The organism is Pseudomonas sp. Fl5BN2 (assembly GCF_009908205.1).
Lineage (GTDB): Bacteria > Pseudomonadota > Gammaproteobacteria > Pseudomonadales > Pseudomonadaceae > Aquipseudomonas.
The window spans coordinates 92,284-118,538 of sequence record NZ_JAAARL010000017.1; the positions used below are offsets into that span (position 1 = coordinate 92,284).

At 61.8% G+C, this 26,255-nt stretch carries 27 protein-coding genes; 10 read left to right on the top strand and 17 right to left on the bottom strand.

The window, feature by feature from the left end:
* Positions 1-23 precede the first annotated feature (23 nt).
* The 3 genes from GV819_RS22855 to GV819_RS22865 form a co-directional block, all read right to left on the bottom strand.
* On the bottom strand, positions 24-320 hold the full coding sequence (locus GV819_RS22855) for a cupin domain-containing protein (protein WP_161758315.1): 297 nt from the start codon (positions 318-320) through the stop codon (positions 24-26).
* A 76-nt stretch (positions 321-396) separates the two neighbouring features.
* The gene (locus GV819_RS22860) at positions 397-681 is read right to left on the bottom strand and encodes a putative quinol monooxygenase (protein ID WP_161758316.1); all 285 of its coding nucleotides are present in this window, start codon (positions 679-681) and stop codon (positions 397-399) included.
* Positions 682-736: 55 nt separating this feature from the next.
* Positions 737-2,356 carry an FMN-binding glutamate synthase family protein gene (locus GV819_RS22865; protein ID WP_161758317.1) on the bottom strand — a complete coding sequence of 540 codons (1,620 nt, stop codon included), beginning with the start codon at positions 2,354-2,356 and terminating at the stop codon, positions 737-739.
* 308 nt (positions 2,357-2,664) lie between these two features.
* Between GV819_RS22865 and GV819_RS22870 the strand changes: the two genes are divergently transcribed.
* From GV819_RS22870 to GV819_RS22895, 6 genes are all read left to right on the top strand, one after another.
* Complete coding sequence (locus tag GV819_RS22870) at positions 2,665-2,937, top strand: type B 50S ribosomal protein L31 (protein WP_161758318.1); 273 nt, start codon at positions 2,665-2,667, stop codon at positions 2,935-2,937.
* 178 nt (positions 2,938-3,115) lie between these two features.
* Entirely contained in the window at positions 3,116-4,462 is a 1,347-nt protein-coding gene (locus tag GV819_RS22875) for an HD domain-containing phosphohydrolase (protein WP_161758319.1), read from the top strand.
* A gap of 100 nt (positions 4,463-4,562) precedes the next feature.
* Positions 4,563-4,997, top strand: coding sequence for an NUDIX hydrolase (locus tag GV819_RS22880; protein ID WP_161758320.1), 435 nt, complete (start codon positions 4,563-4,565; stop codon positions 4,995-4,997).
* 24 nt (positions 4,998-5,021) lie between these two features.
* Positions 5,022-5,660: a LysE family translocator gene (locus GV819_RS22885; protein WP_161758321.1), complete on the top strand. Its 639-nt coding sequence runs from the start codon at positions 5,022-5,024 to the stop codon at positions 5,658-5,660.
* Between the two features lie 15 nt (positions 5,661-5,675).
* A complete protein-coding gene (locus GV819_RS22890) occupies positions 5,676-6,041 on the top strand; it encodes a nuclear transport factor 2 family protein (protein ID WP_161758322.1) in 366 nt (121 codons plus the stop codon).
* Positions 6,042-6,043: 2 nt separating this feature from the next.
* Positions 6,044-6,547 (top strand): GNAT family N-acetyltransferase, encoded by a 504-nt coding sequence (locus tag GV819_RS22895; RefSeq protein WP_161758323.1) that lies wholly within the window; start codon positions 6,044-6,046, stop codon positions 6,545-6,547.
* A gap of 74 nt (positions 6,548-6,621) precedes the next feature.
* Here GV819_RS22895 and metR read toward each other — a convergent pair whose 3' ends face one another.
* Positions 6,622-7,539, bottom strand: a complete 918-nt coding sequence (metR, locus tag GV819_RS22900) for a transcriptional regulator MetR (RefSeq protein WP_161758324.1) — start codon at positions 7,537-7,539, stop codon at positions 6,622-6,624.
* 107 nt (positions 7,540-7,646) lie between these two features.
* Here metR and metE point away from each other — a divergent pair, with 107 nt between their 5' ends.
* A complete protein-coding gene (metE, locus tag GV819_RS22905; protein ID WP_161758325.1) occupies positions 7,647-9,956 on the top strand; it encodes a 5-methyltetrahydropteroyltriglutamate--homocysteine S-methyltransferase in 2,310 nt (769 codons plus the stop codon).
* Between the two features lie 201 nt (positions 9,957-10,157).
* Entirely contained in the window at positions 10,158-11,192 is a 1,035-nt protein-coding gene (locus tag GV819_RS22910) for an alpha/beta fold hydrolase (RefSeq protein WP_161758326.1), read from the top strand.
* Between the two features lie 98 nt (positions 11,193-11,290).
* Here GV819_RS22910 and GV819_RS22915 read toward each other — a convergent pair whose 3' ends face one another.
* Genes GV819_RS22915 through GV819_RS22945 form a run of 7 tightly spaced genes read right to left on the bottom strand, consistent with a single transcriptional unit; the run spans position 11,291 to position 18,775 of the window.
* On the bottom strand, positions 11,291-12,688 hold the full coding sequence (locus GV819_RS22915; RefSeq protein WP_161758327.1) for a sigma-54-dependent transcriptional regulator: 1,398 nt from the start codon (positions 12,686-12,688) through the stop codon (positions 11,291-11,293).
* Entirely contained in the window at positions 12,678-14,459 is a 1,782-nt protein-coding gene (locus tag GV819_RS22920) for a sensor histidine kinase (protein WP_161758328.1), read from the bottom strand. The genes GV819_RS22915 and GV819_RS22920 overlap by 11 nt, the downstream gene beginning before the upstream one ends.
* Positions 14,456-15,583 (bottom strand): GNAT family N-acetyltransferase, encoded by a 1,128-nt coding sequence (locus tag GV819_RS22925; RefSeq protein WP_161758329.1) that lies wholly within the window; start codon positions 15,581-15,583, stop codon positions 14,456-14,458. The genes GV819_RS22920 and GV819_RS22925 overlap by 4 nt, the downstream gene beginning before the upstream one ends.
* Positions 15,584-15,597: 14 nt before the next feature.
* On the bottom strand, positions 15,598-16,464 hold the full coding sequence (locus GV819_RS22930; protein WP_161758330.1) for an alpha/beta hydrolase: 867 nt from the start codon (positions 16,462-16,464) through the stop codon (positions 15,598-15,600).
* Entirely contained in the window at positions 16,461-17,855 is a 1,395-nt protein-coding gene (locus GV819_RS22935; RefSeq protein WP_161758331.1) for an aspartate aminotransferase family protein, read from the bottom strand. The genes GV819_RS22930 and GV819_RS22935 overlap by 4 nt, the downstream gene beginning before the upstream one ends.
* Positions 17,848-18,543, bottom strand: coding sequence for an MtnX-like HAD-IB family phosphatase (locus tag GV819_RS22940; protein ID WP_161758332.1), 696 nt, complete (start codon positions 18,541-18,543; stop codon positions 17,848-17,850). Before GV819_RS22940 ends, GV819_RS22935 begins: the two co-directional genes overlap by 8 nt.
* Positions 18,518-18,775: a hypothetical protein gene (locus tag GV819_RS22945; protein WP_161758333.1), complete on the bottom strand. Its 258-nt coding sequence runs from the start codon at positions 18,773-18,775 to the stop codon at positions 18,518-18,520. Before GV819_RS22945 ends, GV819_RS22940 begins: the two co-directional genes overlap by 26 nt.
* Here GV819_RS22945 and GV819_RS22950 point away from each other — a divergent pair.
* Entirely contained in the window at positions 18,774-19,544 is a 771-nt protein-coding gene (locus tag GV819_RS22950) for a MipA/OmpV family protein (RefSeq protein ID WP_161758334.1), read from the top strand. The two genes, GV819_RS22945 and GV819_RS22950, sit on opposite strands and share 2 nt — an antisense overlap.
* A gap of 137 nt (positions 19,545-19,681) precedes the next feature.
* Complete coding sequence (locus tag GV819_RS22955; protein ID WP_161758335.1) at positions 19,682-20,542, top strand: fatty acid desaturase family protein; 861 nt, start codon at positions 19,682-19,684, stop codon at positions 20,540-20,542.
* A gap of 196 nt (positions 20,543-20,738) precedes the next feature.
* Here the strand turns inward: GV819_RS22955 and GV819_RS22960 are convergent, their stop codons facing one another.
* The 6 genes from GV819_RS22960 to GV819_RS22985 form a co-directional block, all read right to left on the bottom strand.
* Positions 20,739-21,140: an EamA family transporter gene (locus tag GV819_RS22960; protein WP_161758336.1), complete on the bottom strand. Its 402-nt coding sequence runs from the start codon at positions 21,138-21,140 to the stop codon at positions 20,739-20,741.
* Positions 21,141-21,171: 31 nt separating this feature from the next.
* Positions 21,172-21,546, bottom strand: coding sequence for a transporter (locus GV819_RS22965; RefSeq protein ID WP_161758337.1), 375 nt, complete (start codon positions 21,544-21,546; stop codon positions 21,172-21,174).
* Positions 21,543-22,463 carry an arginase family protein gene (locus GV819_RS22970; protein WP_161758338.1) on the bottom strand — a complete coding sequence of 307 codons (921 nt, stop codon included), beginning with the start codon at positions 22,461-22,463 and terminating at the stop codon, positions 21,543-21,545. Before GV819_RS22970 ends, GV819_RS22965 begins: the two co-directional genes overlap by 4 nt.
* Positions 22,464-22,650: 187 nt before the next feature.
* A complete protein-coding gene (locus tag GV819_RS22975) occupies positions 22,651-22,980 on the bottom strand; it encodes a GlpM family protein (RefSeq protein ID WP_178126069.1) in 330 nt (109 codons plus the stop codon).
* Positions 22,981-23,008: 28 nt separating this feature from the next.
* Complete coding sequence (locus GV819_RS22980) at positions 23,009-24,334, bottom strand: sigma-54-dependent transcriptional regulator (protein WP_161758340.1); 1,326 nt, start codon at positions 24,332-24,334, stop codon at positions 23,009-23,011.
* Entirely contained in the window at positions 24,331-26,232 is a 1,902-nt protein-coding gene (locus tag GV819_RS22985) for a sensor histidine kinase (RefSeq protein ID WP_161758341.1), read from the bottom strand. The genes GV819_RS22980 and GV819_RS22985 overlap by 4 nt, the downstream gene beginning before the upstream one ends.
* Between the last annotated feature and the right edge of the window lie 23 nt (positions 26,233-26,255).

Here is a 26,255-nt window from a genome sequence, read left to right on the forward strand (position 1 = left end):
CCAGTGCGTGCAGGGGCAGGGCGCTAGACATCGATGATCACCAGGGTGCCATGGCTACCGGGCAGTACGCTGTGGGCCTGACCGGCTTCCACCAGGTACATCTGCCCAGGCAGCACTTCCACTATTGCTTCGCCGAGGCCCAGGCGCAGACAGCCTTGGGTCACCAGCAGGCCTTCGTTGTAGTCGTGGGTTTCTTCCGGGTAGGACTGCGGGCCCATGCGCAGCACCTTGATGCGGGCAGGGCCGACTTGCCCCACCAGCGAGGATTGCCAGGGCGCTGGCAGCGGCAGGGACAGCAGATCGAAGGACAGCAGGGGCATGGGGACTCTCCCAAAAGTCAGCGGGGCGTGGTCTGCTTTCGGTGGTCCGGTCAAGCGTCGGGGGCACATCGGATCGTTAGAATGGGTTCATCAACAGCACGCGGCATTCGCGGGCCTGAAAAGCGTTGATCTGCGGTACCAGGCGGGTGAAGTGCTCGGTGCGGCAATGGGCGTCGAGGGCGGCTTGGTCGGGCCATTGTTCGACAAAGATGAAGTGCCCGGGGTCTTTCTGGTCGACGAATAGATCATAGGCAATGCACAGCGGTTCCTGGCGGGTTTTCTCCACCAGTTCGGCGTACCACGGACGCACGGTGTCCAGGTGTTCGGGTTGGATGAAGTCTTCAGCGATAACCTTGAGCATTGCAGTCTTCCTTGTGAGCGGCCCAGGTTCCCGGGGGAGCGCTGGGCCTGCGGGGTCAGGCGGCGGCTTCGGCGTTGGGTTCGAAGCTGTCGGCACGGGCCAGTTGCCACATGCGCGAGTAGAACTCGCCATTGACTTCGCCGGTGAGCAATTCGCCAGGCTTGAGGAACACATGCAATTGGGAGAACAGCTTGATCTCTGTGGCCGACATGCGTCGCACCAGGTGCTTGGCTTCCAGTTGCGACGGATGTTGCAGACCCGCAGCGGCGAGCATTTCCGCCAGGGCCTTGAGGGTATTGCGGTGGAAGCTGTACACCCGCTGGGCTTTGTCCGGCACCACCAGGGCGCGCTGGCGCAGGTTGTCCTGGGTGGCCACGCCGGTAGGGCATTTGTTGGTGTGACAGCTTTGCGACTGGATGCAGCCGATGGCGAACATGAAGCCCCGGGCCGAGTTGGCCCAGTCGGCACCGATGGCCAGCACGCTGGCGATGTCGAAAGCGCTGACGATCTTGCCGCTGGCGCCGAGCTTGATCTTGTCCCGCAGGTTCAGGCCCACCAGGGTGTTGTGGACGAACAGCAGGCCTTCGCGCATTGGCGCGCCGATGTGGTCGGTGAACTCCACTGGTGCTGCGCCGGTTCCGCCCTCCTTGCCGTCGACCACGATGAAGTCCGGGAGAATGCCGGTTTCCAGCATGGCCTTGGCAATGCCCATGAACTCCCAGGGATGGCCCAGGCAGAACTTGAAACCCACCGGTTTGCCGCCGGACAGCTCACGCAACTGCTGGATGAAATGCATCATTTCCAGTGGCGTGGAAAAGGCGCTGTGGCTCGACGGCGAAATGCAGTCCTCGCCCATGCGGATGCCGCGGGTGTCGGCGATTTCCTGGGTCACTTTGTGTTTGGGCAGGATGCCGCCGTGGCCCGGCTTGGCGCCCTGGCTCATCTTGATTTCGATCATCCGTACCTGCGGGTTCTGCGCCTGGGTGGCGAAGCGCTCGGGATCGAAACGGCCATCGCTGGTGCGACAGCCGAAGTAGCCGCTGCCCAGTTCCCAGGTCAGGTCGCCACCGTGCTCGCGGTGATAGGGGCTGATGCTGCCTTCACCGGTGTCGTGGGCGAAATTGCCGAGCTTGGCCCCCTGGTTCAGGGCGCGAATGGCGTTGGCGCTCAGGGAGCCGAAGCTCATGGCCGAGATGTTGAACACCGAGGCCGAATAAGGCTGGGTACATTGTGGGCCACCGACCGTGACCCGGAAGCCGTTGGGATCGCTCAGGGGCGCCGGGCGCATGGAGTGGCCGATGAATTCGAAGCCCGACTGGTAGACGTCGATCAGGGTACCGAAGGGCTTGTCGGCACTTTCATTCTTGGCCCGGGAGTACACCAGCGAGCGCTGGGCGCGGGAAAAGGGCAGGGCGTCGCTGTCGGACTCCAGCAGGTATTGGCGGATCTCCGGACGGATACCTTCCACCAGGTAGCGGATATTGCCCAGGATCGGGTAGTTGCGGCGTACCGCGTGGGGGCTTTGCAGCAGGTCGAAGATGCCCAGCAGGCTCAGCAGGCCGGTGACCAGGGTGAATGGCCAGAGCCAGTCGTGTGCGAGAAAGGGCAGGCTGGCGAGGGTGAATATCACGCAGGCGGCAAAGAAGGCGTAGCGGCTCAGGAGTGACAGGCTCATACGGTTTCCTTGGTTCGGACTCATCAGGTCAATCAGGCAGGCGATGCCTGGATAACGGGTAATAGACAGCGGCACCGAGCGAATGGGACGGCGGGCTGCACAGGTATTTCTTATAGGAATTCACGGCTGTGTCAGAACGTTGCAGCTCAGCATACTGGCCCGCCAGGGCCGTGCGGGCAAGCCTGAAGCTCAGGGCGCAGAGCGGTTGGACTCTTGGCGGGAAATCTTATTGCGATGAGTTCTCGTTTGAAATGAGTTTTAATGTTACTGTATAACACTTGTTTCTACCCACACCGCTGGAGATTTCCATGAAGCCTGGTATCCATCCTGACTACCGAACCGTACTTTTTCACGACACTGCCGCCGATGTTTACTTCCTGATTGGCTCCACCGTCGACACCGACCGCACTCACCAACACAGCGATGGCAAGACCTATCCCTATGTGGCCCTGGACGTGTCCAGCGCCTCGCACCCGGTGTACACCGGTCAGCAGCGCAAGACTCAGTCCGAAGGTCGTATCGCCGGTTTCAACAAGCGCTTCGCCTCCTTCAGTTCCAGTGGCAAAGCCGCTGCCCAGTGAGGTCCTTGGCCTCTCGATGGTCACCGCTGGCCGTTGGAATCTTTCCAGCGGTCAGGTGGTGTTAAAAAGCCATCATTGCGACTGGGAATTCCTCTAGACTGCACTCAGGCAACAGGGATTACCGTTGTCAGCAATAACAATGAAGGACGCGTGCATCCACGTTGACCCGAGGTGTCTCATGGGTGAACTGAACGTTGCCACAGTCACACGCCAGCCCGGGGTTCTGCTGGTGGATGCTCAGGAGGAGATCCTCCAGCGTCTGCGCCAGTTGCTCAGCCCTCACCCTTACACGCTGCATTTCGCTCACGACGCCACCCAGGCCCTGCACGTCATGGCCACCCAGGAAGTGGACCTGGTGATCAGTGCTGCCCATCTGCCACAGATGGATGGCGCGACCCTTCTGGCGCGTATTCATCAGGATTACCCGGCGACCACACGCATATTGCTGACCGGCGATCCGGAGCTGACGCTGATCGCCAAGGCGATCAATGAGGGCGAGATCTACCGCTACCTGAGCAAGCCCTGGGATGACCAGGCGTTGCTGCTGACCTTGCGCCAGGCCCTGGATCATCAGCATTCCGAGCGTGAACGCCAGCGCCTGGAGGCTTTGGCCCAGCAGCAGAACACTGAGCTCAAGGCACTTAACACCCTGCTGGAAAAACGCGTTGCCGCGCGTACCGCGGAGCTGCAGCAAACCGCCGATATGCTCGACCTGGCCTATGAGGAGCTCAAGCACAGTTATGCCACGGGTGCCGAGTTGTTCTCATTGCTGGTGAACCAGCGCCTGCCAGCGGATAAACAGACCAACCGGCGGATCATCGAACTGGTGCGAGCCTACTGCAAGGTCCAGGGGATCGACGCTGCCACGCAGCGGGATCTGGCCATGGCTGCGGCGCTGCACAACATCGGCAAGCTGAGTTGGAGCGACAGCATGATGATCACCCCGGCGGACCTGCTGCATCATCATCAGCGCGAGCATTATCGGGCGTATCCGCAGCAGAGCGAGTCGCTGTTGATGACCCTGGAGCCGGTGCAGGATGCCGCGCACCTGATCCGTCATCACCAGGAACATTGGGATGGCGGCGGTTTTCCCGATCGTCTCAAGGGTGAATTGATTCCCCTGGGCTCGCGCCTGCTCAAGCTGGCGGTGGATTTCATCGAGTTGCAGTGCGGGCTGATTCTAGAACGGCGGATGAACAGCGACGAAGCCCTGGTGTTCATCCGCAAGTACGCCGGTCGACTGTACGACCCCGAGTTGGTGGAAGGTTTCATTCAAGTGTGCTCGGTGTACCTCAGCGATGTGACCTTGGGCGATCCTTCGGTCAAGGTCCTGGGCACCCGGGAGCTGGCGGCGGGCATGGTCCTGGCGCGTAACCTGAATGCCAACAACGGCATGCTGCTGCTCAATGCCGGCAAGGTGCTCAACTTGCCCCTGGTGGACAAGCTGATCGCTTTTGAAACCATGGAGGGCGCTCGTTACAGCGTGTTCGTCAAATTGCCGCCAGAACCGTCGATGAGCACTTGAGCGCGCGCTGCGTGCGGCTGGAAAAATCCATCGGCAGGATGACGACCTGCCGTCGGACATGTGATCCTTGCGCCTTTATTTTCAAGGTTGCCGGGTTCCCATGTCGCTGTCTGCCACTGCTGTACCCTCCATCATCCGTATCGCCGCTGCCCTGTTGATTGGTGCCGACGGGCGTACCCTGCTGGTGCGCAAGCGCGGCACCCAGGCCTTCATGCAGCCCGGCGGCAAGATCGAAGTCGGTGAGCAGCCGGTGCATGCCCTGGCCCGTGAGCTGGAGGAAGAGCTGGGCTTGCGCATCGACCCGAGCCAGGCGCGCTACCTGCAGCAGTTCTCGGCACCGGCGGCCAACGAGCCAGGATTCGAGGTCCAGGCTGAGGTGTTTCTGGTGCGTATCGACACACCGGTAACCCCAGCGGCGGAGATCGAGGAAGTGTGCTGGATCGATCCTGCCGGCGACGGTGATTTGTTCCTGGCGCCATTGACACGGGATCTGATCTTGCCGTTTTATCGCAAGGCTCAAGCGACCCTCGCCTGACCGCCCTTATTGCCAAGGACTGCCATGATTCCACTTCCCGACTACCTGATCTTCGCCGCTGCTTCCCTGCTGATGGTGCTGACCCCGGGTCCGAACATGATCTACCTGATTTCCCGTTCGATCTGCCAGGGTCGCAAGGCCGGAGTGACGTCGTTGCTGGGAGTCGTGGCAGGTTTCTTCGTCCACCTGTTTGCTGCTGCGCTGGGCCTGACGGCGGTGTTCATGGCGGTGCCCATGGCCTACGAAGTGCTCAAGTGGGCCGGTGCCCTGTACCTGCTGTGGCTGGCTTGGCAGGCGCTCAAGCCTGGCGCGCGGTCACCCTTCGAGGCCCAGCAACTGCCGGCGGATTCGCCTCGCAAGCTGGTGACCATGGGCTTTTTGACCAGCGCCCTGAACCCCAAGATTGCGGTGTTCTACCTTTCGGTATTTCCGCAGTTCATCAATCCGGAGCACGGGTCGGTGTTTGCCCAGAGCATCATTCTCGGCCTGACCCAGATCAGCGTGAGCTTCTCGGTGAACCTGCTGATCGCGATGTTCGCTGCGGGGATCGCTTCGTGGTTCGTCAATAACCCCACCTGGCTCTCGGTGCAGCGTTATTTCATGGGTTTTGTGCTGGCGGGACTGGCTGTGCGGTTGATGTTCGAACAGCGTCGAGTCAACTGATCAAGGAGCCGTGTCATGCCTGATTTTCCAAGCCCGGAAGCTGTAGTCGAGGAACAACTGCAGGCCTACAACTGCAAGGATGTGCAAGCCTGGCTGGCGACCTATGCGCTGGATGCTCGGCAATACGAGCATCCGGCCACCTTGCTGGCCACGGGGCATGAAGAGATCCGCTCCCGTGCAGTGTTGCGCTTCCAGGAGCCCAACCTGCATGCCCGGCTGATCCAGCGTTCGGTCATGGGCAATGTGGTGATCGACCATGAACTGATCAGCCGGACCTTCGCCGACGGTACCGGAACCCTGGAGACCGTGGCGATCTATGAAGTGCAGGCGGGCAAGATCAAGTGCGCCTCATTCATTACCGGACAGAAGACCCTCGACTGAGTATGCAGATCCAGCGCCTGACCCCTGAGGACGTGGAGCAATACCGGGCCTTGATGCTCGAAGCCTATGACCGCCACCCTCAGGCGTTCACCTCCAGTGTCCGCGAACGGGAAAAACTGCCCCTGGCCTGGTGGGCTGCGCGCCTGGACGGCGAGCTGGACCTGCTGCTAGGGGCCTTTTCCGAGGGCCGCCTGCTGGGGATTGTCGGCTTGGCCTTCGAGCTACGCGAGAAAGCCCGGCACAAGGCGACTCTCTTTGGGCTTTACGTCACCGGCGAGCAGCGCAACAGCGGCCTGGGTTACCAACTGGTGCAGAGTCTGCTGGTCGAGGCCGCTGAATATGACGGGCTGCGCCTGGTGCAACTGACGGTGACGGCGGGAAATGACGCGGCCCTGTCCTTGTACCGACGCTGCGGCTTCGTCCAGTTCGGTCTTGAACCCCAGGCGGTGCGGGTCGCGGATGACTACTTCGACAAGATCCACATGTGGCGCGAAGTGCCGCAGTGAGCCGACTTGGACCCTGAGTAGGCCGGCTTGGCAAGCCGGCAGCTGCAGAGTCGAGGGCGGTTCGGGTCTTGGGATCAGCGCACGGCGCTGACGCCGTCGAGGGTCGAGAACGAGGTGTCCTTGGCGGTCAGCAGGAAGTCGCGCATGTAGGGCGCGTCCAGCATGTCGGCGCGAATCGCCGCGTACAGGGTGGCGAACAAGCCCTTTTCCCCCAGGCGCTTGGCCTTCACATAACCCCGTGAACTGTATTCATGCAGGGCCCAGTGGGGCATGCCGCAGACACCACGGCCGCTGGCCACCAGTTGCATCATCATCACCGTCAGTTCCGAGGTGCGTACTTGCGCCGGCTCGATGTCCGCCGGCTCCAGGAAGCGCGTGAAGATATCCAGGCGGTCGCGTTCCACCGGGTAGGTGATCAGGGTTTCCTTCAGCAAGTCTTCCGGGACGATGTAGGGCTTGTTCGCCAGCGCGTGCTGGTTGGCTACCGCGAGCATGGCCTCATAGGTGAACAGCGGCACGTAGGTGATGCCGCTCAGCTCCAGGGGATCGGAGGTCACCACCAGGTCCAGGTCACCCCGGGCCAGGGCCGGCAACGGTGCAAACGAGAAGCCGGAAGCCAGGTCCAGCTCCACTTCCGGCCAGGCGTCGCGGAACTGGTCGATGGTTGGCATCAGCCACTGGAAGCAGCTGTGGCATTCAATGGCCATATGCAGGCGGCCTGCAGTGCCACCTGCCAGCCGGGAGATGTCGCGCTCGGCGCCACGCAGCAGCGGCAGGGCCGCATCTGCCAGTTGCAGCAGGCGCAGGCCGGCGCTGGTGAAACGCACCGGCTTGGTCTTGCGCACGAACAGTTGCATGCCCAGGCGCTCTTCAAGCTCCTTGAACTGGTGGGACAGGGCGGACTGGGTCAAGTGCAGGCGTTCGGCGGCTTCAACCAGGCTGTCGGCTTCGCGCAGGGCGTGCAGGGTCTTCAGGTGACGGATTTCGAGCACCAGGGTCTCCATGAGAAAATTTGATGATGAACAAGAAAAGGTTGAGTTTGTCTCATGTTGCGCGGGCTGTCGACAATAGCGCCATCTTTTATAAGAAGGCACTTCCCATGGCACTGGCCCACACCCTAGGTTTTCCTCGCATTGGCGCTGACCGTGAATTGAAAAAAGCCCTCGAGTCCTACTGGAAGGGCGACCTCGATCAGGACTCACTGCAACGGGTCGGTTGTGAACTGCGGGCCAGGCACTGGCAACTGCAGAAAGACGCCGGCATCGATCTGCTGCCCGTGGGCGACTTCGCCTGGTACGACCAGGTACTGAGCCATTCCCTGACGTTCGGGGTGATTCCCCAGCGTTTTGACAGTACCCGCGATGCCCAGGGCCATCCGACCTTGAACACGTTGTTCGCCATGGCCCGTGGCGCCTCCACCCGCTGTTGCGGCGAACATGACCAGGCGCAATATGCTCAGGAACTGACCAAGTGGTTCGACACCAACTACCACTACCTGGTCCCTGAATTCAGCGCGGACCAGTCGTTCAAACTGAGCTGGGAACAGTTGTTCGACGAGGTCGACGAAGCCCGTGCCTTGGGGCATCAGGTCAAGCCGGTATTGATCGGGCCCTTGACCTACCTGTGGCTGGGCAAGGCCAAGGGCAACGGGTTCAACAAGCTCGACCTGCTGGAGCGCCTGCTGCCGCTGTACGGCGAGATCCTCAACCGTCTCAAGGCCCAGGGCGTGGAGTGGGTGCAGATCGACGAACCGATCCTGACCCTCGACCTGCCCCAGGAATGGAAGAGCGCCTTCGAGCGCGCCTACCACGTCCTCCAGTACTCACCCCTGAAAAAGCTGGTGGCGACCTACTTCAGCGGTCTGGAGGACAACCTCGGGCTGGCGGTCGGGCTACCGGTGGACGGTCTGCACATCGATGCGGTGCGGGCCCCGGAACAACTGGGCCAGGTCCTTGATCGCCTGCCGACCTACAAGATCCTTTCGGTGGGCCTGGTCAATGGGCGCAACGTCTGGCGCTGCGAGTTGGAGCAGGCCCTGCAACAGTTGCAGGTGGCCCACGAGCGCTTTGGCGACAACTTGTGGGTCAGCAGTTCCTGTTCCTTGCTGCACAGCCCAGTGGACCTGTCGCGAGAAGATCAGTTGGATGCCGAGCTGAAAAGCTGGCTGGCTTTCGCCGTGCAGAAGTGCGGCGAGATATCGGTCCTGCGCGACGCCCTGAACGATCCCCAGGCTCCGGCGGTGCAGGCGGCCCTGGCGCAAAGCCGGGCGGTGCAGGCCAGTCGTGGGCAATCGCCGAGGATTCACAAAGCCCAGGTCCAGGCACGGATCAAGGCCATCAGCGCCGCTGACAGCCAACGCCGATCGCCCTTTGTTCAACGCATCAAGCAACAGCGGGCGCGGCTCAAGCTGCCGGTCTTTCCGACGACCACCATCGGCTCTTTCCCGCAGACCCCTTCGATCCGCCTGGCACGCCAGGCCTACAAGCAAGGCAAGTTGTCGCTCAACGATTACACCGATGCGATGCACCACGAGATCCGTCATGCGGTGGAGATCCAGGAACGTTTGGGGCTGGATGTCCTGGTTCACGGCGAAGCTGAACGCAACGACATGGTCGAGTACTTTGCCGAGCAACTGGACGGCTACCTGTTTACCCGTTTTGGCTGGGTCCAGAGCTACGGTTCCCGCTGCGTCAAGCCAGCGATCATCTATGGCGACCTGAGCCGTCCCCAGGCCATGACCGTGGACTGGATCCAGTACGCCCAGAGCCTCACCGACAAGGTCATGAAGGGCATGCTCACCGGCCCGGTGACCATGCTCATGTGGTCCTTCCCCCGGGAAGACGTGTCACGCAAGGTCCAGGCTCAACAGTTGGCCCTGGCATTGCGTGATGAGGTTGAGGATCTGGAGCAGGCCGGGATCAAGATCGTGCAGATCGACGAGGCGGCGTTCCGCGAAGGCCTGCCGCTGCGCCGGGCGCAATGGCAGGAGTACCTGGATTGGGCGGTGCAAGCCTTCCGCCTGAGTGCGTCCGGGGTGCGGGACGACACCCAGATCCACACCCACATGTGCTACAGCGAGTTCAACGATGTGATCCAGTCGATTGCCGCCATGGATGCCGACGTGATCACCATTGAGACCTCCCGTTCGGACATGGAGTTACTGCAGGCCTTCGAGGCGTTCGACTACCCCAACGACATCGGCCCGGGGGTGTATGACATCCACTCGCCACGGGTGCCGGACACCGCCGAGATGGTCAAGTTGATGAGTAAGGCTGTCCAGCGGATCCCCGCCGAGCGGCTGTGGGTCAACCCGGACTGCGGCCTGAAGACCCGCGGCTGGCCGGAAGCCGAAGCGGCACTGGTGAACATGGTGGCGGCGGCTCGGCAACTGCGCAACCAGTTGGCCTGACCCTCAATCGGCAGGCGCACCGGACGGCGTTGCGGTTGCCGGCGAGGATGATCTTGCGCGGCTCTTCGCCGGCACGCTGGCTCCTGCAAGGTCGTGACCGCTGGGCAATCTTCATCAAACTGTCACGCAACTGTGGCAGCGCGAATCATCGAAGTTCATCAGACTCGCGCTCTACTGGGGTTCTGCGTTTCGGTGTTTTCCATGCGGGCAAGATTGTTTTCCACTGTCGTCCTGCTGGCCGGGCTTGTGCTCGGCCAGTTGTCTTTTGCGGCTTCGCGTTGCGATATCAACGTCGCGACTCAACGGGTCGACCTGCCCGAGGTGAGCCTGGCTTACCAGAGCATCGGGCGTACCTCCGATCCAGCGCTATTGCTGGTCATGGGCCTGGGCGGACAACTGATCCATTGGCCGGATGAGGTGGTGGTGGCCTTGTGTCAGCAAGGCTTTCGAGTGATCCGTTATGACAACCGCGATGTTGGCCTGTCCACTTGGCGCCAGGCACCGGCCAGCGCCAATCTGACCTTCGAAGTGTTGCGCTACAAGCTCGGCTTGCCGGTGGCCGCGCCTTATACCCTGAGCGATATGGCCGATGACGCCCTGGGCCTGATGGATGCACTGCATGTCGAGCAGTTCCATGTGCTGGGGGCGAGCATGGGCGGCATGATTGCCCAGCATCTGGCGGCCATGGCGCCGCAGCGGGTCGAGAGCTTGACGCTGATCATGACCAGTTCTGGTGCCGAAGGCCTGCCGGCGCCGAATGCCGCGCTGGTGCAGTTGCTTTCCCGGCGCAACGCGCCGAGCCGCGAAGCGGCCCTGGAGCAGCAGGCGGACCTGCTGGCGGCACTGGGCAGCCCGAAGGTCACGGATGATCGCCAAGCGCTGCTGCATCAGGCCGCAGTCGCCTATGACCGGGCGTTCAATCCGGAAGGGGTCAAGCGCCAGATCATGGCGATTCTCGCCGAGCCGAGCCGGGTGGCCCTGCTCAAGCAATTGCGGGTGCCGACCCTGGTGGTGCATGGCACTGCCGATCCGTTGTTACCGGTGATGCACGGGGTGCACCTGGCAGCGCATATCCAGGGCAGTCAGTTGAAACTGATACCGGGGCTGGCCCACCGTTTCCAGGAAGCCTTCAAGGCACCACTGCTGGCGGCGGTGCTGCCGTATCTGCGAAGCCATCGCGAAGACACTTCCCACTGGGCACAGATCGAGCCGGCGGATACCACCCACATTCTGTAGGTGCTGGCTTGGCCTTGGGCAATGGCGAAAGCCCTTTGCCGGCAGCCGGCTGCTACTTCTGTAGCAACCGGTGTGCAGGGGATGGAGGAGGTAGCCTCTCAGCGGACGATCTTGTCGACCTGGATGCCCAGCTTCTTCAGCCGGTACCAGAAGCTGCGTTCGGAAATACCAATCATCTGTGCCGCTGCGGCCTGGACCCCGTTGCTTTGGTGCAGGGCGGCGAGAATGTAGGCTTTTTCCACTTCGGCCAGGGCCGCGTCCAGGTCGCTGGGCACTTGCGGGCCAACGCTGATCGAGGTGCCGGCCTCGGCCCCCTGTGGCTGGCTGCCGAACAGATATCCCGGCAGGTCAGTCTCTTCGATGACCTGGCCCGAGGCGACGATGGTCGCGCGCTCGACGCAGTTCTGCAGTTCGCGAATATTCCCGGGCCAGGTGTAGCTGGCCATTGCCTGCAAGGCTTCCGGGCTGAATCCGCTAATGCGTTTGCCGGCAGTGGCGCCCAGGCTGTGGGCGAAGTGCCGGGCCAGCAGGGCGATGTCCTCGACCCGCTCACGCAACGCCGGCAGGGGAATCGGGAACACGTTGAGGCGGTAGTACAGATCCTCGCGGAACTCTTTGTTGGCCACGGCTTCCAGCAGGTTCTTGTTGGTTGCCGCGATCACCCGCACATCGACTTTGCGCTCCCGGGGATCACCCACCGGCTCGATCACCCGTTCCTGCAGGGCGCGGAGGATCTTGGCCTGCAAGGCCAGGGGCATATCACCGACTTCATCGAGGAATAGGGTGCCCTTGTCGGCCTGCTGAAAGCGTCCGACCCGGTCAGCCACGGCACCGGTAAAAGCGCCCTTGCGATGGCCGAACATCTCGCTTTCAAGCAAGCCCTCGGGAATCGCTGCGCAATTGACTGCGACAAATGGCTTTTCGGCGCGATTGCCATGCTTGTGGATGGCTCGGGCGACCATTTCCTTGCCGGTACCGCTTTCCCCGGTCAGGAGAATGGTGGCGCTGCTTTCCCGTACCGAGTCCACCGCCTGCAGCACCCGGCGAAAGGCCGGACTGTCGCCCACCAGGCTGTCGAATTGCTGCTGCTCTTCGAGCTCGGCACGCATGCGCTGGTTGTCTTTGAGGATGTCGCGAAACTGCAGGGCCTTGCTGACGGTGATGTCCAACTCGTCGATATCGAAGGGCTTGGCAATGTAGTCGTAGGCGCCATTGCGCATGGACTGCACGGCGTTTTTCACTGTGCTGTAGGCGGTCATCACGATCACCGGCAGCTGCGGGTAACGCTGTTTGATCTCCGCCAGCAACTGCGGGCCGTCCATGCCGGGCATGCGCCAGTCACTGATCACCAGGTCGATGTCTTCCTGCTCCAGCACCTTGAGGGCGTGCAGGCCATTGCTCGCAGTGAATACCTGGATGCCGTTCTGGCTCAGAGCCGACGACAACAGGTCACAGAGTTTCGGTTCGTCATCAACCACCAGCAGGTTATGCGTCATCACTGTCCTCGTTGTCTTCGTCGTCCTCGTCACCATTGGCCGGAATGTACAGGCTGAAAGTGGCCCCGGCATCTTTTTCGCTGACGCATTCGATGTGGCCGTCATGGCTTTCCATGATCGAGAAGACTTTGGCCAGGCCCAGGCCGGTGCCCGAGGCCTTGGTGGTGACAAACGGGGTAAAGATGCGCTCCAGCATGTCCGGCTCGATGCCTTGGCCGGTGTCGCTGACACTGATGATGGTTTCATTGTCCTGCTGGGCGATGCCCAGGGTCAGGCGGCCGCCGTCGGGCATGGCGTCGATGGCATTGAGGATCAGGTTCAGGCAGGCCTGCTTGAGCTGGCGCGCGTCGGCGTGAATGGTCGCTCCGGGCGCTTGGTCGTCGATTTGCGCGTCGATGTTGTGGGTCGCCAGTTCCGGGGTGCAGAAGCCCAGCAATTCTTCCACCAGCGGCCGTACCGCTTGCGTGGCGCGAATCGGTGCGCTGGGCTTGGCGAAGTCGAGGAACTCGGTGATCAGGTCATTGATCCGGCTGACTTCGCTGATCACGTATTCCAGGTGACGCTTGTCGTTTTCCGGCAGGTTGGCCCGCCGGTGCAGCAACTGGGTGGCGGTCTTGATAATGCCCAGCGGGTTGCGGATCTCGTGGGCCAGGCCCATGGCCACTTCCCCCAGGGCATGCAGGCGGTCGCGGCGGCGCAGTTGCGCTTCCAGGTGCTGCAGGTCTCCCAGGCGTTCGGTCATGTGGTTGAAGGTGCTGCTCAGCTCCGCCAGTTCATCGCTGCCTATCACCGGCACCCGTTGTCGATAGTCACCGGCGATCACCGCCTGCACGCCCTTGGACAGCCCTCGCAGCGGTCGAGTCAGGCGTTGCGACACCAGCCAGCCGACACACAGCGAAGCCGCCGAGCTGAGAAGGAAGATCAGGATGAACAGGTTGCTCTGGTTGACCAGGCCCACCAGGCTGCTGTGGCGCAGCAGGCCACTGAAAATCACCCCGACCAGGTCGCCGTTGTCATTGAAGATCGGCCGGTACAGGCCACTGTAGCGGCTGGTGAACTGCTCGGTGGGTTGCCGGGTCGAGCGCAGGATGTCTTCGATCTTGTGCGGTACCCGCGGCGGGTGGTCCTCGAAGCGCTGGGTAGCGAAGATCTCCGAGAAATCATCGGCCTTGGCCAGGTACAGGCGCAGGTCCAGGGAGTGCACGTCGGCCACGCTGGTGAGGAAGCTGGCGTCCAGGTAGGTGGCGATCAGCAGCTGGTAGTCGACGCCGTCGAGGTTGGTCTGGAAGGTCGAGACCACCGCCCCGGTGGCCACGCCGCCGACCTGGATGGTCTGCAGCGCGGCATTGGAGGCCGTACTGATCTGTCCCACCACATCATCGGCGGCGGTGGTGAACATCACTTTGTGATCGTTCTTGCGAATCAGCGCCACCACGTCGATGCCCATGGAGTCGGCGATGTCGGCGGTGAGCTTGTCGTGCTTGGCCGCGTTGCGATCCGTGGGCGGGCGCGTATAGCGCAGGAACAACTGGGCGATCCGCGCGTTGTCATGGAGGATCTCGGTGATCTCGTCCTCGACGATCTTGGTGGATTCCTGCAGCCAGATCCGCACGTTGCTGTCGAAGATTTCCGACAGCGTAGTGGCCGCGAGCTCAGCGGCGATCATGGTCGGGATCACACTGACCAACCAGAACGCCAGCACCAGCTTGCGCTGCAGGCTCCAGCGGGAGATGGCAAAGGGGCGAGGAGGACGACGATCTTTTCTGGTCATGTACTTTCGCTTATAGCAGCAGCCATGGCGGGGTCGGAGCGATCCGGGCGGACAAAGCGTTTTATCACTTTGAGCAGTGCATTGAGCAAGGGATTACGGTGGCGGAAAAACAACATGTTAGCGGTGAAGCGACAGCCCAGGCGCAGTTTGCTGGCATAACCGGCCTGCCCGCATTCGTACAATGGAATCCGCTGCTGGATACAGTAGTCAACATTGGCCAGCCAACTGCGGAAGTACAGATTGTGCTCACGACTGACATTGAGGTCGTGGGCGAAGAACTTGTCGATCAGCCGGTGCTGGTCGATGAGGATCAGGTTGAACGCTACCAACTGGTCGCCGACCCAGTACAGGACGCAGGCGGCACGCTCGTCCAGCTGTTCGAGGATGCCAGTGAAGTAATCCGCTGGCAGGCGTTCGAACTGCAGGTCGCTACGGTTCAGGGTGGCTTCGTAGAGGCGCATGATGTCCGGCAGGACATCGTCGATCTGTCGGCGCCACTCGATGCGCGGCCCCGGCGCCCGGAGCTTGCGGCGCAGGTCTTTGCGGGTGGATTTGCCCAGGGTACCCAGGTAGGCATCGATCGAGGCGAAGGGCACCGGCAGCAGTGCGGTGGGCAAGCTCGGCATGGCTTGCAAACCGGCGGCCAGGCAACTGTTGGCCCATTGCCAATCGTTGCTGGGGGCGTCCTTGACCGCCATCAGGCCGATGCCGAAGCTGTCGGCGTCACGTCGGGCGAGCTTGAGCAACTCGTCCAGCAAGGCTTGGCGGCGTTCGTCGGGAATATGGCTGGCAGTGCCGGCACTGCACTGTTCGGCCACCGGCGAGCCGATGGCGTACAGGCGCAGTTGCAGGACGCCGGGCCAATGGCGCTCCAAGCGCTCGGTAAAGCGCTTGGCCAGGCCCGAGACCGTAGTGTCGAGCCGATACTGGGTGGTAAAGGCCGGAGCCACGGCGACCAGGGTCGAGCCCTCGTAGACCGCCAGGTAGCGCCATTGAAAGTCGGCGATGGCGGCTTTTTCCACGGCCAGGTAGTAGTCCCAATCCTCCAGGGCATCTGGAAAACAGTCATTCCAGGCACTGCGTTCGATGGCCTGTATGGTTGAAAAGGCTTGGGCGGTAATCACGTCTCTTCCTTAAGTCACGCCAGCTGTCGGTAGTCTTCGCGTACGGCGGGTTGGACTACTCGCTGCTGGATGAAGTCTGCGCTCAACTCGATCACTCGCTGGTACTGCAGGTCTACGGTGATCATGTGATAACAGTTGTCGAGGAGGATCTTGGTCACCGATCCTCCGAGTTTGCGTTCTACGTAATCGGCGTTCCAGGTACTGGTGATGTCATCTTCGCTGGAGTGCAGCACCAGGGCCGGTGTCATGATCGACGGCATGCGTTTCTTGACCACAGCGTTCATCCGGTGCAGTTCGCGCACCGTCACGCCCTCCATGGTCAGCAGCCCGGCATTGCTGCTTTCGCCGGCTTTCATCTGCTTCTCGACGATCGCCCGCAGACGCTCGTTCTTGATCCCGTACGGCGGTTTTTCCTCGAAACGGCAGATGTGCACACCAAAAGGAATCTTCATCAGCAGCGGGGTGAGGAACGCTAGCTTGTTGATGCTCCAGCCGTCGTACTTCAGGGTCGTGGAGTACATCAACAGGCCACTGATCTGTCCCGGATGCTCGGATGCCAGGTACATGGACATTACCGCGCCCATGGACAGGCCGCCGACGAACACTTGCTCGTGGCGCTGCTGTACACCAACAAAGGTCTTGCGCACGCCTTCGTACCAGTCCTGCCAGCCGGTGGCCTGCAGGTCGCTGTTGTCCCCGCAGTGCCCAGGCAAGGTCGGTACGTACACCGTGCACGTACCGTCCTTGGCCAGGCCCTGGGCCACCCGACGGAGTTCCGTCGGGGTGCCGGTCAGGCCGTGGATCAACAAGACCCCGACCGGACCCGAGCCGAGAACGAAGCCGGCGTTGCCTTCGCCTAGATCGATCTCAGCCATGCTCATCGCTTCATGGCTCGATCCAGCAGGCGGTCCAGCAGAGCGATGCCCAGATCGATTTCCGCGTAGCTGATTTCCAGCGACGGAGCCAGGGTGATGACGTTCTTGTAGTAGCCGCCTACGTCGAGGATCAGGCCCAGGCGCTGGCCGTTGACTTCGATGTCGCCCTTCATGCCTTCCTCGACCATGTAGTCCAGGGTTGCCTTGTCCGGGGTGAAGCCGTCGGTGGTGCAGATCTCGCAGCGCAGCGCCAGGCCCAGGCCGTCGACGTCGCCGATGATCGGGTAGCGCTTCTGCAGGTCCTGCAGGCCGGCCAGGAAGTACTTGCCCTTTTCCATGACCATCGCGCCGTAGTCGACTTCGCTGGTCATCTTGAACATTTCCAGACCTACCGCAGTACCCAGCGGGTTGGAAGCGAAGGTGGAGTGAGTCGAACCTGGCGGGAACACACCCGGGTTGATCAGCTCTTCACGGGCCCAGATGCCGCCCAGCGGATTGAGGCCGTTGGTCAGTGCCTTGCCGAATACGATCACATCGGGTTTGACGTCGAAGTGTTCGATCGACCACAGCTTGCCGGTGCGGTAGAAGCCCATCTGGATTTCGTCCACAACCATCAGGATGCCGTGCTGGTCCAGCACGTGCTTGAGCTCGCTGTAGAAGTTCATCGGCGGGATCACGTAGCCGCCGGTGCCCTGGATTGGCTCGACGTAGAAGGCTGCGTATTCGCTCTGGCCGACTTTCGGGTCCCAGACGCCGTTGTATTCGGTTTCGAACAGGCGGGCGAACTGCTGCACGCAGTGGCTGCCGTATTCTTCCTTGGTCATGCCCTTAGGACCACGGAAGTGGTACGGGAATGGGATGAACTGCGCGCGCTCGCCGAAGTGGCCGTAGCGGCGACGGTAGCGGTAGCTGGAGGTGATCGACGAAGCGCCCAGGGTACGACCGTGGTAGCCGCCTTCGAAGGCGAACATCAGGCTCTTGCCGTTGGTGGCGTTACGCACCACTTTCAGCGAGTCCTCCACCGACTGCGAACCGCCGACGTTGAAGTGCACGCGACCGTCGAGGCCGAACTTTTTCTTGGCGTCTACCGCGATCATTTCCGACAGTTCGATCTTGCCTTTGTGCAAGTACTGGCTGGCGATCTGCGGCAGGGTGTCGATCTGTTGTTTCAGGGCGTTGTTCAGGCGTGGGTTGGCGTAGCCGAAGTTGACTGCCGAGTACCACATCTGCAGGTCGAGGTAGGCCTGGTCGCTGGTGTCCCAGACATAGGAGCCTTCGCAGCGGCTGAAAATACGCGGAGGTTCGATGTAGTGAACGGTATCGCCGTAGGAGCAGTACTTGGCTTCTTTTTCCAGAAGGATCTGGTCTTCTGGGGTCGCGATGCGGATATCAGACATGGTGGAAGAGTTCCTGGGTTTCAAGAGAGAAATTGGTCGCGTTGGCGGCGTTGTTCGGCAGTTTTGCCAACAGCGCTGGCAGTTCGGCGAAGGAGTCGAACCGCGTATGGGGAATGGCGTTGCGTTCGCAGTAGTCGGCCAGGCGATCCTTGGCGAAGACGAAGTCGGCGGTGGAGGCCACGCACATGTCCGACTGGCCGTCGCCGATCACCAGCACGCGCTTGCCCCGCGGAGTGGATTTGCACTTGCAATTGCCGGAGGCGGCGCGGCAGGCGTCGCTGGCATAGGGGAAGTCGATGCGCCAGCTGTTGTGGTCGACCTGGCGCAGGCGGTTGGCGAGGATCGGCAGCAGGGTTACGTAGTTGCGTGCCAGGATCCGTGCGATGCCTTGCTCGATGCCGTCACTGACCACTTCGATGGAAGCGCCCAGGCCGATCACGTGATCGACGAAGTCAGGGAAGTCGGGGTCGATTTCGACACTGTCGAAATAGCCCAGCAGTTCGCTGGGCGAGGCCTTGACCAGGGCCAGTTGGCGGCTGAGGCATTCACGGGAACCGATGTGACCGTCCAGCCATTCCTGCTCGATGCTTTCCCAGCTTGGGTCGGCGAAGCGTTGGAGAACGTTATCGATCACGTCGGCGCGGGAGATGGTCCCGTCGAAGTCACATACGATATGCCAGTGCATCATCTGCTGTTACCTGTTGAATAAGAGCGCCTTTGCGCTTGCGGCAGGGGTACAGCAGGGACTGTGCCAAAGTGGTGGGAGCCCAGTAGGGCTGGGGCTTTGGCTGGCGGGCTGAGTGATTTGTAGCTTTCTGGCTACAATTTTTGTAGCTTGCTACAAACAACATCAGTGCTTGCGCCCAAGGGCGGCTCTGATGATTGATGCGCGCATGTTCAGTACAAGGAAACTCATTCATGCCCCGGCTTTCTCTACCTGCCTTATTGACCGGCCTGTTGTCGCTGACCGTCGCCTGCGGCGCTGCAGCCGACTCCGGCATCACCGGCGATCTGGGTTTTGGCCTCGGCTATCAACCCCATGACCCCACGGGCAGCAGCTATGACACCGTGCCGTTGCCGTACATGGATCTGGAATGGGGCGATGTCAGCCTGAGCACCGATGATGGCCTGACCTGGAGTGCCTTCAAGAGCAATGGCTTGAGCATCGGTCCCTATGTCAATTACCTGCAGGGGCGTAACGCCGATGGCGCGCTGCGCGGGCTGCGGGATGTTCGCGACATGGCCGATATCGGCGGTTTTGTCGAATACGCCCCGGATGACTTCTGGCGAGTGTTCGCCGCCGTCGGCCAGGCTGTCGGCGGCGCCGGTGGCCAGGGTGGCCTGCTGGGCAAACTCGGTGGCGAAATCGGCTATCCGCTGGGCATGGGCATTATTGGTAGCAACGAACTGACCCTGCACTTTGCCGACGCCCGCCAGGCCCAGACGTTCTTCGGGGTCAGCGCCAAGGAGTCCCTGGCTTCAGGTATCGGCCAGTACAACGCTGGCGGTGGCATGCAGAACTTCACCCTGAGCCAGAATTTCCGGTTTCCCCTGGGGGACAACTGGTCGTTGGTGGCCAGTGCCAGCTGGATTCGCCTGGCCAATTCCGCAGCGGACAGCAGCATTGTCCGCGACAAGGGCGAGGTCAATCAGGGCCAGGTACAGACGGCCATCAGCTACAAGTTCTGACGGGGTGAACGCGCGCATCATGGAGTTGCTGCGACGCAGTTGCAGGATGCGCCGGGGTCATCAGTAGGGTCTCACCGGCAAAGCTGGTCTGGCCTTTGCAATAGACGCCATGAACTCAATTTCTCAGGAAGTTCTTCATGGCTCGACCTGCATATCGTCTGCTTGCCTATTCGCTTTGGGACCTGATCCCGATTGCCATGGCCCTGGCGCATTTCTCCTTTGTCCTGTGGCTGGTGCTGGCTTTCCACGAGCTGTCCTGGTGGATCATCCTCCCGGCGGCGCTGCTGTACGCGGTCAGCCTGTCGTGGAGCATCAACAGCATTTCCCACAACCAGATCCATAACGCCTATTTCACCCCGGGCTGGATGAATCGCGCCTTCGATCTGTTGTTGTCGGTGACCATCGGCTTTTCCCAGACTCTGTATCGCGACATCCATAACCGTCACCATCGGGGCAACTCGGACCTGCCGGACGCCAATGGCAACACTGTCGATCCGCTGTCGATCTACCTGCACGGCAAGAACGGTCAGCCGGACAATCCCTGGGCCTATACCTTTCTGAGCTTCTTTCGTGATGATCCAAAGGAGATCTATCAGGAAATGCAGCGCAAGCGTCCCGATGATGCGCGCTGGGTGAAGGTGGAGATCGCCGTGACCGTGGCGTTCTACCTGGCACTGGCCTTTTATGACTGGCACGCGGTGCTGGTACTGCTGCCGTTCTGGTACCTGGGGCAGTCGTTGTCGTCACTCAATGGTTATTACGAGCACTTGGGAGGCAACCCTGACTTGCCGATTGCCTGGGGCGTGAGCTCCTACAGCCCGCTGTACAACCTGATCTGGATGAACAACGGCTATCACGCCGAGCACCACTACCGGCCGAAAATGCACTGGACCAAGGTCAAGGCCTTTCACCGCGAGATTCGCCAGCAGCAACAGGCAGCGGGGGTGAAAGTGATTCCCGTGTCCCATGGGCTGGGCTTCCTGGTTTCTCATCGGTAGCCGCAGCCACCTCTTCAGGGCGCGCAAAAGCGGCGCCCCTTCGATGGCGAATGCAGCTTCGGCAGTGGCAACAAAGGTGCAATCGAGCACCGTGTGGCCGTTGCCGCAGACTGCGATAAATCACGGTGTTGCAAGCCACAGGAGGTTCCTGGAACTCGGGCAACGGCGCGTTCTTGGGGCGTGCTGCAGAGGCGCCTCAGGCTTCTTCGCCCTCGGCCAGCAGGGCGATCCCGCCAATGATCACGAAGACACCTACCCAATGCAGCAGGCTGATCTGTTCCCCCAGACCCAGCCAGGAGCCCAGTAACACCACGACGAACACCAAGGAGCTCAAGGGGAAGGCCAGCGACAGGCTGCTGCGGCGCAGAATCAGCATCCAGACGAAAAACGCGCCGATGTAGCAGGCAATCGCCATCAGCACGCCCGGATTGAGCGCTACCGCTGCCAACCATTGCAGGTTGAAATTCATCTGGCCCAATTGGTCGCCACCGACCTTGGTGGCGATCTGGCCGGCGCTCTCGAAGCCGATCAGCATGGCCCAGAGCACAATGGTGCCCAAGCGCCCGTGCAGCCAGCCGTGGGAGTTGTTCGAACTCATGAAACGCTTCCTTCTATTCGTTGAATAAGGCTCAGGTACTGGCGATGCAGACCAGCATCACGCCAGCGGTGATCACCAGGGTGCCCAGCCAGCGACGGCGACTGACGGTTTCGCCTAGTACCACCTTGCCGGCCATTACCACGCCGCAATAGGCCAGGGCGGCGGCCGGGAACAGCAGGCTCAGGGGCGCACGGGACAGGGCTTCGAGCCAGACGAAAAACTCGATCACATAGGCGCCAATGCCGCACCACAGCAGCGGTGCGTTGAACACCTGGCCCCAGAATGCATTCAGGCGGAAACCACCCTCCAGCTCTGGCAGGCGGTCGAGGCCGAGCTTGAAACAAAGCTGGCCGATCACGTCCAGGACAATGGAAAAAGCCACCAGCAGAACAACGGTCAACGTCACGGGAACAGCTCCTCGAACAGCGAAATCAGGGCTTCATTGGTTACTGAGTTGCGCAGCAGGTCCTCTTGGCTCCAGCGCTCGGCCGGGGGTTGGTCGGACTTGGCTTCCCAGCGCTTGAAGGCGTTGCTGAAGGCCGGCTTGGCAAACTCGCCACAGATATCAATGCCGAGAATTCGCTTGTGCGCCGCCAGCGCGCGCAGGGCTTGCAGCAGATGGCTCAGGCGCATGCCGCCTTGATCCCAGTTGGTGGCGGCGTCCTCGCTGGCCAGCACGTCCTTGTCGATGGTGATCCACACCGCCTCGGTGGGCAGGCTATCGATCATCTGGGTAAGGAAGGCTTGCCAGTCCAGCTCCGCCAGGTTGCGCCAGTGCAGGTGGTTTTCCTGCTGCTGGTGCCCGGCGCCGTCGCCGACCCGGCCCCAGACCTTGGACGGCGCGTGTTGCCAGGGAAACAACTGCAGCTTGCCGTGTTTCAGCGCGCCGAGGTTACCGCCGCGCAGTTGCGGATTGTGCAGGTCTTCACTGCAGGGGCCGAGGGTGACGATGCGCTGGATATTCGGCAGTTTCAGCGCCCGGTTGACCCAGGAGCCGCAATGTCGGCGGGGGGCGAAACGCACCCAGTCCGGGTGATTGTCGAAGTGAATCAGGCTGACCGGCTCGGGCAGGTCGGTGAGGAAGGCCGGGGTCAGGTGGTGATAGTCACCGGAGCCGACAAAGAAGATTTCCGGCTGCGGGCCGCTGTGCCGGGGCCGTTGTCGCAGGCGTTCGGCAAAGTGGCGATAAGTGCGCTCGGTGGACCAGAGCCGCAGCTTGGGGCCCAGGTCCAACAGGTCGAGGCGTCGGGCCTGACCGCTTTTCAGGCGCCGGGCAATGGGCTCCTGGGCGGTCAGGCTGTGGTCGAGATCTAGGATATTCAAGGTGTTCTTTACCCATGGCAGCGCCCTCCAGAAAACTGCGTGATACCGCTCAAACGCAGGCTAGCCGGGCTTTGCCGGGTAAATGCAAGGGTCGGGCCAGCCGCCGATTGTAGGAGCCGGCTTGCCGGCGAAGAACGGTGTCAGCCGCTTCGCGAGCAAGCTCGCTCCTACGGGAGTGGAGGGCGGCTCAGGCGTGGAGGCGTACCCAGACGCTGACCAGGATGCTGGCAGCTATCAACCAGGCCACGGTGGCCACTGCCAGGGAGGCTTCCAGGCGTAGGCGATCGACCATCAAGTACAGGGTCGCCAAGTAGACGAAGTAGGGAATGATCGACCACATGCCGAAGAGGATGGTGGTCTTCAGGTCATCGACTGTGCGCCCTTTGCCGACGATATAGTGGGCAATCAGGGCGAAGGTCGGGAACAACGGCACCAGGCCCGCGATGTAGTAGTTCCGGGTCTTGGCCAGGGCCGCCAGAATCACTACCACCGCCGCGCCCAAGGCGGCCTTCAACAATAGATCCATAAACTATCGCGCCTTGGGGTTAGTGGCTCAGGCCGTATTTCTTGACCTTGTCGAACAGGGTGGTCTTGGCCATGCCCAGCTCCTGGCTGGCCTGGGTCAGGTTGCCGCCGCTGCGTTGCAAGGCATCGTTCAACAGGTTGCGTTCAAAGGCTTCTACCGCTTCGGCAAAACCCAGGCCTTGGGCGCTGTTGCTGCCGGACTTCTTGAACGCCGGCAGGCCCAGGGCGAAGCGTTCGGCGACGTTGCGCAATTCGCGCACGTTGCCTGGCCAGTCATGGCTCATGAGGGTCGACAGGGTCTGGTTGTCCAGCTCCGGTACTGCGCGGTCGAAACGCAGGGACGACTGCTGCAGGAAGTGTTCGAACAGCTGCAGGATGTCCTCGCGGCGTTCACGCAGGGGCGGCAGCTCCAGGGTCACCACGTTGAGGCGGTAGTACAGGTCGCTGCGAAATTCCTTGGCTCGGCTGAGCTCGTCCAGGTCTGACTTGGTGGCGGCGATCACTCGGCAATCGACGGCCACGCTCTGGTTCGAACCCAGGCGCTCCAGGGTGCGTTCCTGTAACACCCGCAGCAGCTTGATCTGCAGGTTGATCGGCATGCTTTCCACTTCATCGAGGAAGAGCGTGCCTTGGTGGGCGTGCTCGATCTTGCCGATCCGGCGTTTGCCGGCACCGGTGAATGCATTGGCCTCGTGGCCGAAGATCTCGCTTTCGAAGAGGTTTTCCGGCAGGCCGCCGCAGTTCAGGGCCACGAACTGCTGTGGGTGGCGGCGGCTGAAGTCGTGCAGGCAACGGGCAACCAGCTCCTTGCCGGTGCCGGTTTCACCTTCGATCAGCACGTTGGCTGAAGTATCGGCGACGTTGGCAATCAACTCCCGCAGGTTCTGCATGGCCGGCGAGCGGCCGATGATCCGTCCTTCCAGGGAGCTGCGTTCTGCCAGTTGGCGGCGCAGCGAGGTCACTTCCCGGGCCAGCCCCCGCTGTTCCAGGGCGCGGCGAGCCACGTCCACCAGGCGCTCGGGGGAAAAGGGCTTTTCCATGAAGTCGTAGGCGCCTTTCTGCATCGCGCCCACGGCCATGGAAATATCGCCGTGGCCGGTGATCAGTACCACTGGCAGGCTGCGATCCCGGGCCTTGAGGTGGGTCAGCAGTTCCAGGCCGTCGATGCCCGGCAGGCGAATATCGCTGACCACGATGCCGGGGAAGTTGTCTCCGACCTGGGCCAAAGCCTCTTCGGCGCTGCCTACGCCGATGCACGGGATGTCTTCCAGGGCCAGGGCCTGTTGGCAACCCAGCAGGACATGGGGGTCGTCTTCGACGATCAGCACGGTCAGCTCGTTGTTCATATCGGCTCGGCTTGAGTAGGGCTTGCCAGGGGCAAGCTGAGGACAAAGGCGGTACCGCCGCTTGCCGGATGCTCCACCCCCAGGCTGCCGCCGGTGGCGGCGGCGAGGCTGGCAGACAGGGTCAGGCCGAGGCCCAGGCCCTGCTCGCCGGGTTTGGTGGTGAAGAAAGGTTCGAACAGGTGTTTGCGGGCTTCGGGGTCGATGCCGTGGCCATTGTCGCGTACGCGCAGGCGATACTTGCTGTCGTTGAGTTCGCCTTCCAGCCACAGCTCTGGCGCCGGTTGTGCCTGCATGGCATCCAGCGCATTGCCAATCAGGTTGACCAGGATCTGCTCCAGGCGGGTCTGATCGATTTGCAGGGTTTGCTCGGTGAAGTTGCGGTGCAACTGCAGTGGCAGGGGGTCGAGGCGTGCGTTGAGGATCTGCAGGGCCGCATCCACGGCTTTGCCGAGGCTGGCCTGGCCCTGGTTGTCGCCGCGGCGGGCAAAGGAGCGCAGGCTGGCGGTGATCCGGCCCATGCGGTCGATCAGTTCGTTGATGGTCTTGAGGTTGGCGCTGGCGGTGTCCAGGGCACCGCGCTCAAGGAAGCGCACGGTGTTGCCGGACAAGGTGCGCAAGGCCGCCAGCGGTTGGTTGAGCTCGTGGGCGATGCTGGTGGACATCTGGCCGATGGCCGCCAGCTTGCCGGCCTGGACCAGTTCGTCCTGGGCTCGACGCAGGGTTTCTTCTGCTTGGCGGCGTTCGCGAATCTGGCCCTTGAGTCGTTCGTTGCTGGCCCGCAGGTCGGCAGTGCGTTCAGTGATCCGCCGCTCCAGTTGGCTGTTGGCTTCCTGCAGGGCTTCGCGGGCGGCAAGACGGGTGGCGATGACTTTGCGCCGCTCGTTCCAGGCGATCAGCAGAAAGGCCACCAGGGCAAAGGCCACGGCCACCAGGATGCCCTGGTTGATGGCTTCCCGGCGCAGGTCCTGTAAGGGGGTCAGCAGGGTGAAGTTCCAGGGGGTGTCGCTCAGGGGACGGGTCTGGGACAGGTAGCTGACTTCCTTGTCGTCGGACACCAGTTCAGTGTTGGCGGGGAAGGTCAGTTTCTCCACGCCTTCGGCCAAGCGTTCCCGGGCCAGGGGTTCCAGTTCGTTGAGGGGGAACCAGTAGTACTGCAGGCTGCGGGCCAGGCGTTCCTTGGTGTCATCGCTCAAGGGACGGACCGACTTGAGTCGGCGTGTCGGATCGCTGGAAAGGATGATGATGCCGTTTTCGTCGCTGACGAAGGCTTCCAGGCGGGCGCGTTGCCAGCGCTCCTCCAGGGCTTCGAGGCGTACCTTGACCACGGCCACGCCAATGATCTTGCCTTGTTCCTCCAGGCCGTGGGCCAGGTAGTAGCCGGGTTCGCCGTTGGTACTGCCGATGCCATAGAAGCGCCCGGGTTGGCCGCGTACAGCGTTCTGGTAATAGGCCCGGAACGATAGGTCCTCGCCCAGGTAGCTGTCGACGTCGCGCCAGTTGCTGGTGGCCAACACCCGCCCCGTGGTGTCCATCACATAGATGGCGCGGCTGCGGCTGCGACGGTTCAGGCCTTCGAGGTATTGGTTGACGGTCTGCCGGTGTTCCGGCGAAGGATCGGCGAGCAGCTTGGATACGCTGGATTCCAGTTCCAGCAGGCTCGGCAGATAGGTGTACTTGCTGATCTCACTTTCTACGGCGCGGGCGTGCAGCTCCAGTTGGCGTTCGCCATTTTCACTGAGGGTGCGGATGCCGTTGTGTTCGCTGATCCAGAAGCCGGCATAGCCCAGGCCGATCATCAGCAGAATGACCAGGGGCGGTAGGAACAGGTGGCGGATCAGACGGGGTTTCACGGCAAGTGATGGCGGTGCGGCGCGATAGAGAGTGGGGTCGCATTTCATCACAGATGCCTTGGGTCAACCAC

What these genes read in the sequence shown, in the direction of transcription:
- GV819_RS22930 (WP_161758330.1), bottom strand. Translation starts at nt 16,464, where the DNA reads ATGAGCATGGCTGAGATCGATCTAGGCGAAGGCAACGCCGGCTTCGTT.
- GV819_RS22980 (WP_161758340.1), bottom strand. Translation starts at nt 24,334, where the DNA reads ATGAACAACGAGCTGACCGTGCTGATCGTCGAAGACGACCCCCATGTC.
- GV819_RS22865 (WP_161758317.1), bottom strand. Translation starts at nt 2,356, where the DNA reads ATGAGCCTGTCACTCCTGAGCCGCTACGCCTTCTTTGCCGCCTGCGTG.
- metE (WP_161758325.1), top strand. Translation starts at nt 7,647, where the DNA reads ATGGCACTGGCCCACACCCTAGGTTTTCCTCGCATTGGCGCTGACCGT.
- GV819_RS22895 (WP_161758323.1), top strand. Translation starts at nt 6,044, where the DNA reads ATGCAGATCCAGCGCCTGACCCCTGAGGACGTGGAGCAATACCGGGCC.
- GV819_RS22960 (WP_161758336.1), bottom strand. Translation starts at nt 21,140, where the DNA reads ATGAGTTCGAACAACTCCCACGGCTGGCTGCACGGGCGCTTGGGCACC.
- GV819_RS22855 (WP_161758315.1), bottom strand. Translation starts at nt 320, where the DNA reads ATGCCCCTGCTGTCCTTCGATCTGCTGTCCCTGCCGCTGCCAGCGCCC.
- GV819_RS22870 (WP_161758318.1), top strand. Translation starts at nt 2,665, where the DNA reads ATGAAGCCTGGTATCCATCCTGACTACCGAACCGTACTTTTTCACGAC.
- GV819_RS22915 (WP_161758327.1), bottom strand. Translation starts at nt 12,688, where the DNA reads ATGACGCATAACCTGCTGGTGGTTGATGACGAACCGAAACTCTGTGAC.
- GV819_RS22950 (WP_161758334.1), top strand. Translation starts at nt 18,774, where the DNA reads ATGCCCCGGCTTTCTCTACCTGCCTTATTGACCGGCCTGTTGTCGCTG.
- GV819_RS22890 (WP_161758322.1), top strand. Translation starts at nt 5,676, where the DNA reads ATGCCTGATTTTCCAAGCCCGGAAGCTGTAGTCGAGGAACAACTGCAG.
- GV819_RS22880 (WP_161758320.1), top strand. Translation starts at nt 4,563, where the DNA reads ATGTCGCTGTCTGCCACTGCTGTACCCTCCATCATCCGTATCGCCGCT.
- GV819_RS22935 (WP_161758331.1), bottom strand. Translation starts at nt 17,855, where the DNA reads ATGTCTGATATCCGCATCGCGACCCCAGAAGACCAGATCCTTCTGGAA.
- GV819_RS22985 (WP_161758341.1), bottom strand. Translation starts at nt 26,232, where the DNA reads ATGAAATGCGACCCCACTCTCTATCGCGCCGCACCGCCATCACTTGCC.
- GV819_RS22910 (WP_161758326.1), top strand. Translation starts at nt 10,158, where the DNA reads ATGCGGGCAAGATTGTTTTCCACTGTCGTCCTGCTGGCCGGGCTTGTG.
- GV819_RS22860 (WP_161758316.1), bottom strand. Translation starts at nt 681, where the DNA reads ATGCTCAAGGTTATCGCTGAAGACTTCATCCAACCCGAACACCTGGAC.
- GV819_RS22945 (WP_161758333.1), bottom strand. Translation starts at nt 18,775, where the DNA reads ATGAATGAGTTTCCTTGTACTGAACATGCGCGCATCAATCATCAGAGC.
- GV819_RS22875 (WP_161758319.1), top strand. Translation starts at nt 3,116, where the DNA reads ATGGGTGAACTGAACGTTGCCACAGTCACACGCCAGCCCGGGGTTCTG.
- GV819_RS22955 (WP_161758335.1), top strand. Translation starts at nt 19,682, where the DNA reads ATGGCTCGACCTGCATATCGTCTGCTTGCCTATTCGCTTTGGGACCTG.
- GV819_RS22940 (WP_161758332.1), bottom strand. Translation starts at nt 18,543, where the DNA reads ATGATGCACTGGCATATCGTATGTGACTTCGACGGGACCATCTCCCGC.
- GV819_RS22885 (WP_161758321.1), top strand. Translation starts at nt 5,022, where the DNA reads ATGATTCCACTTCCCGACTACCTGATCTTCGCCGCTGCTTCCCTGCTG.
- GV819_RS22920 (WP_161758328.1), bottom strand. Translation starts at nt 14,459, where the DNA reads ATGACCAGAAAAGATCGTCGTCCTCCTCGCCCCTTTGCCATCTCCCGC.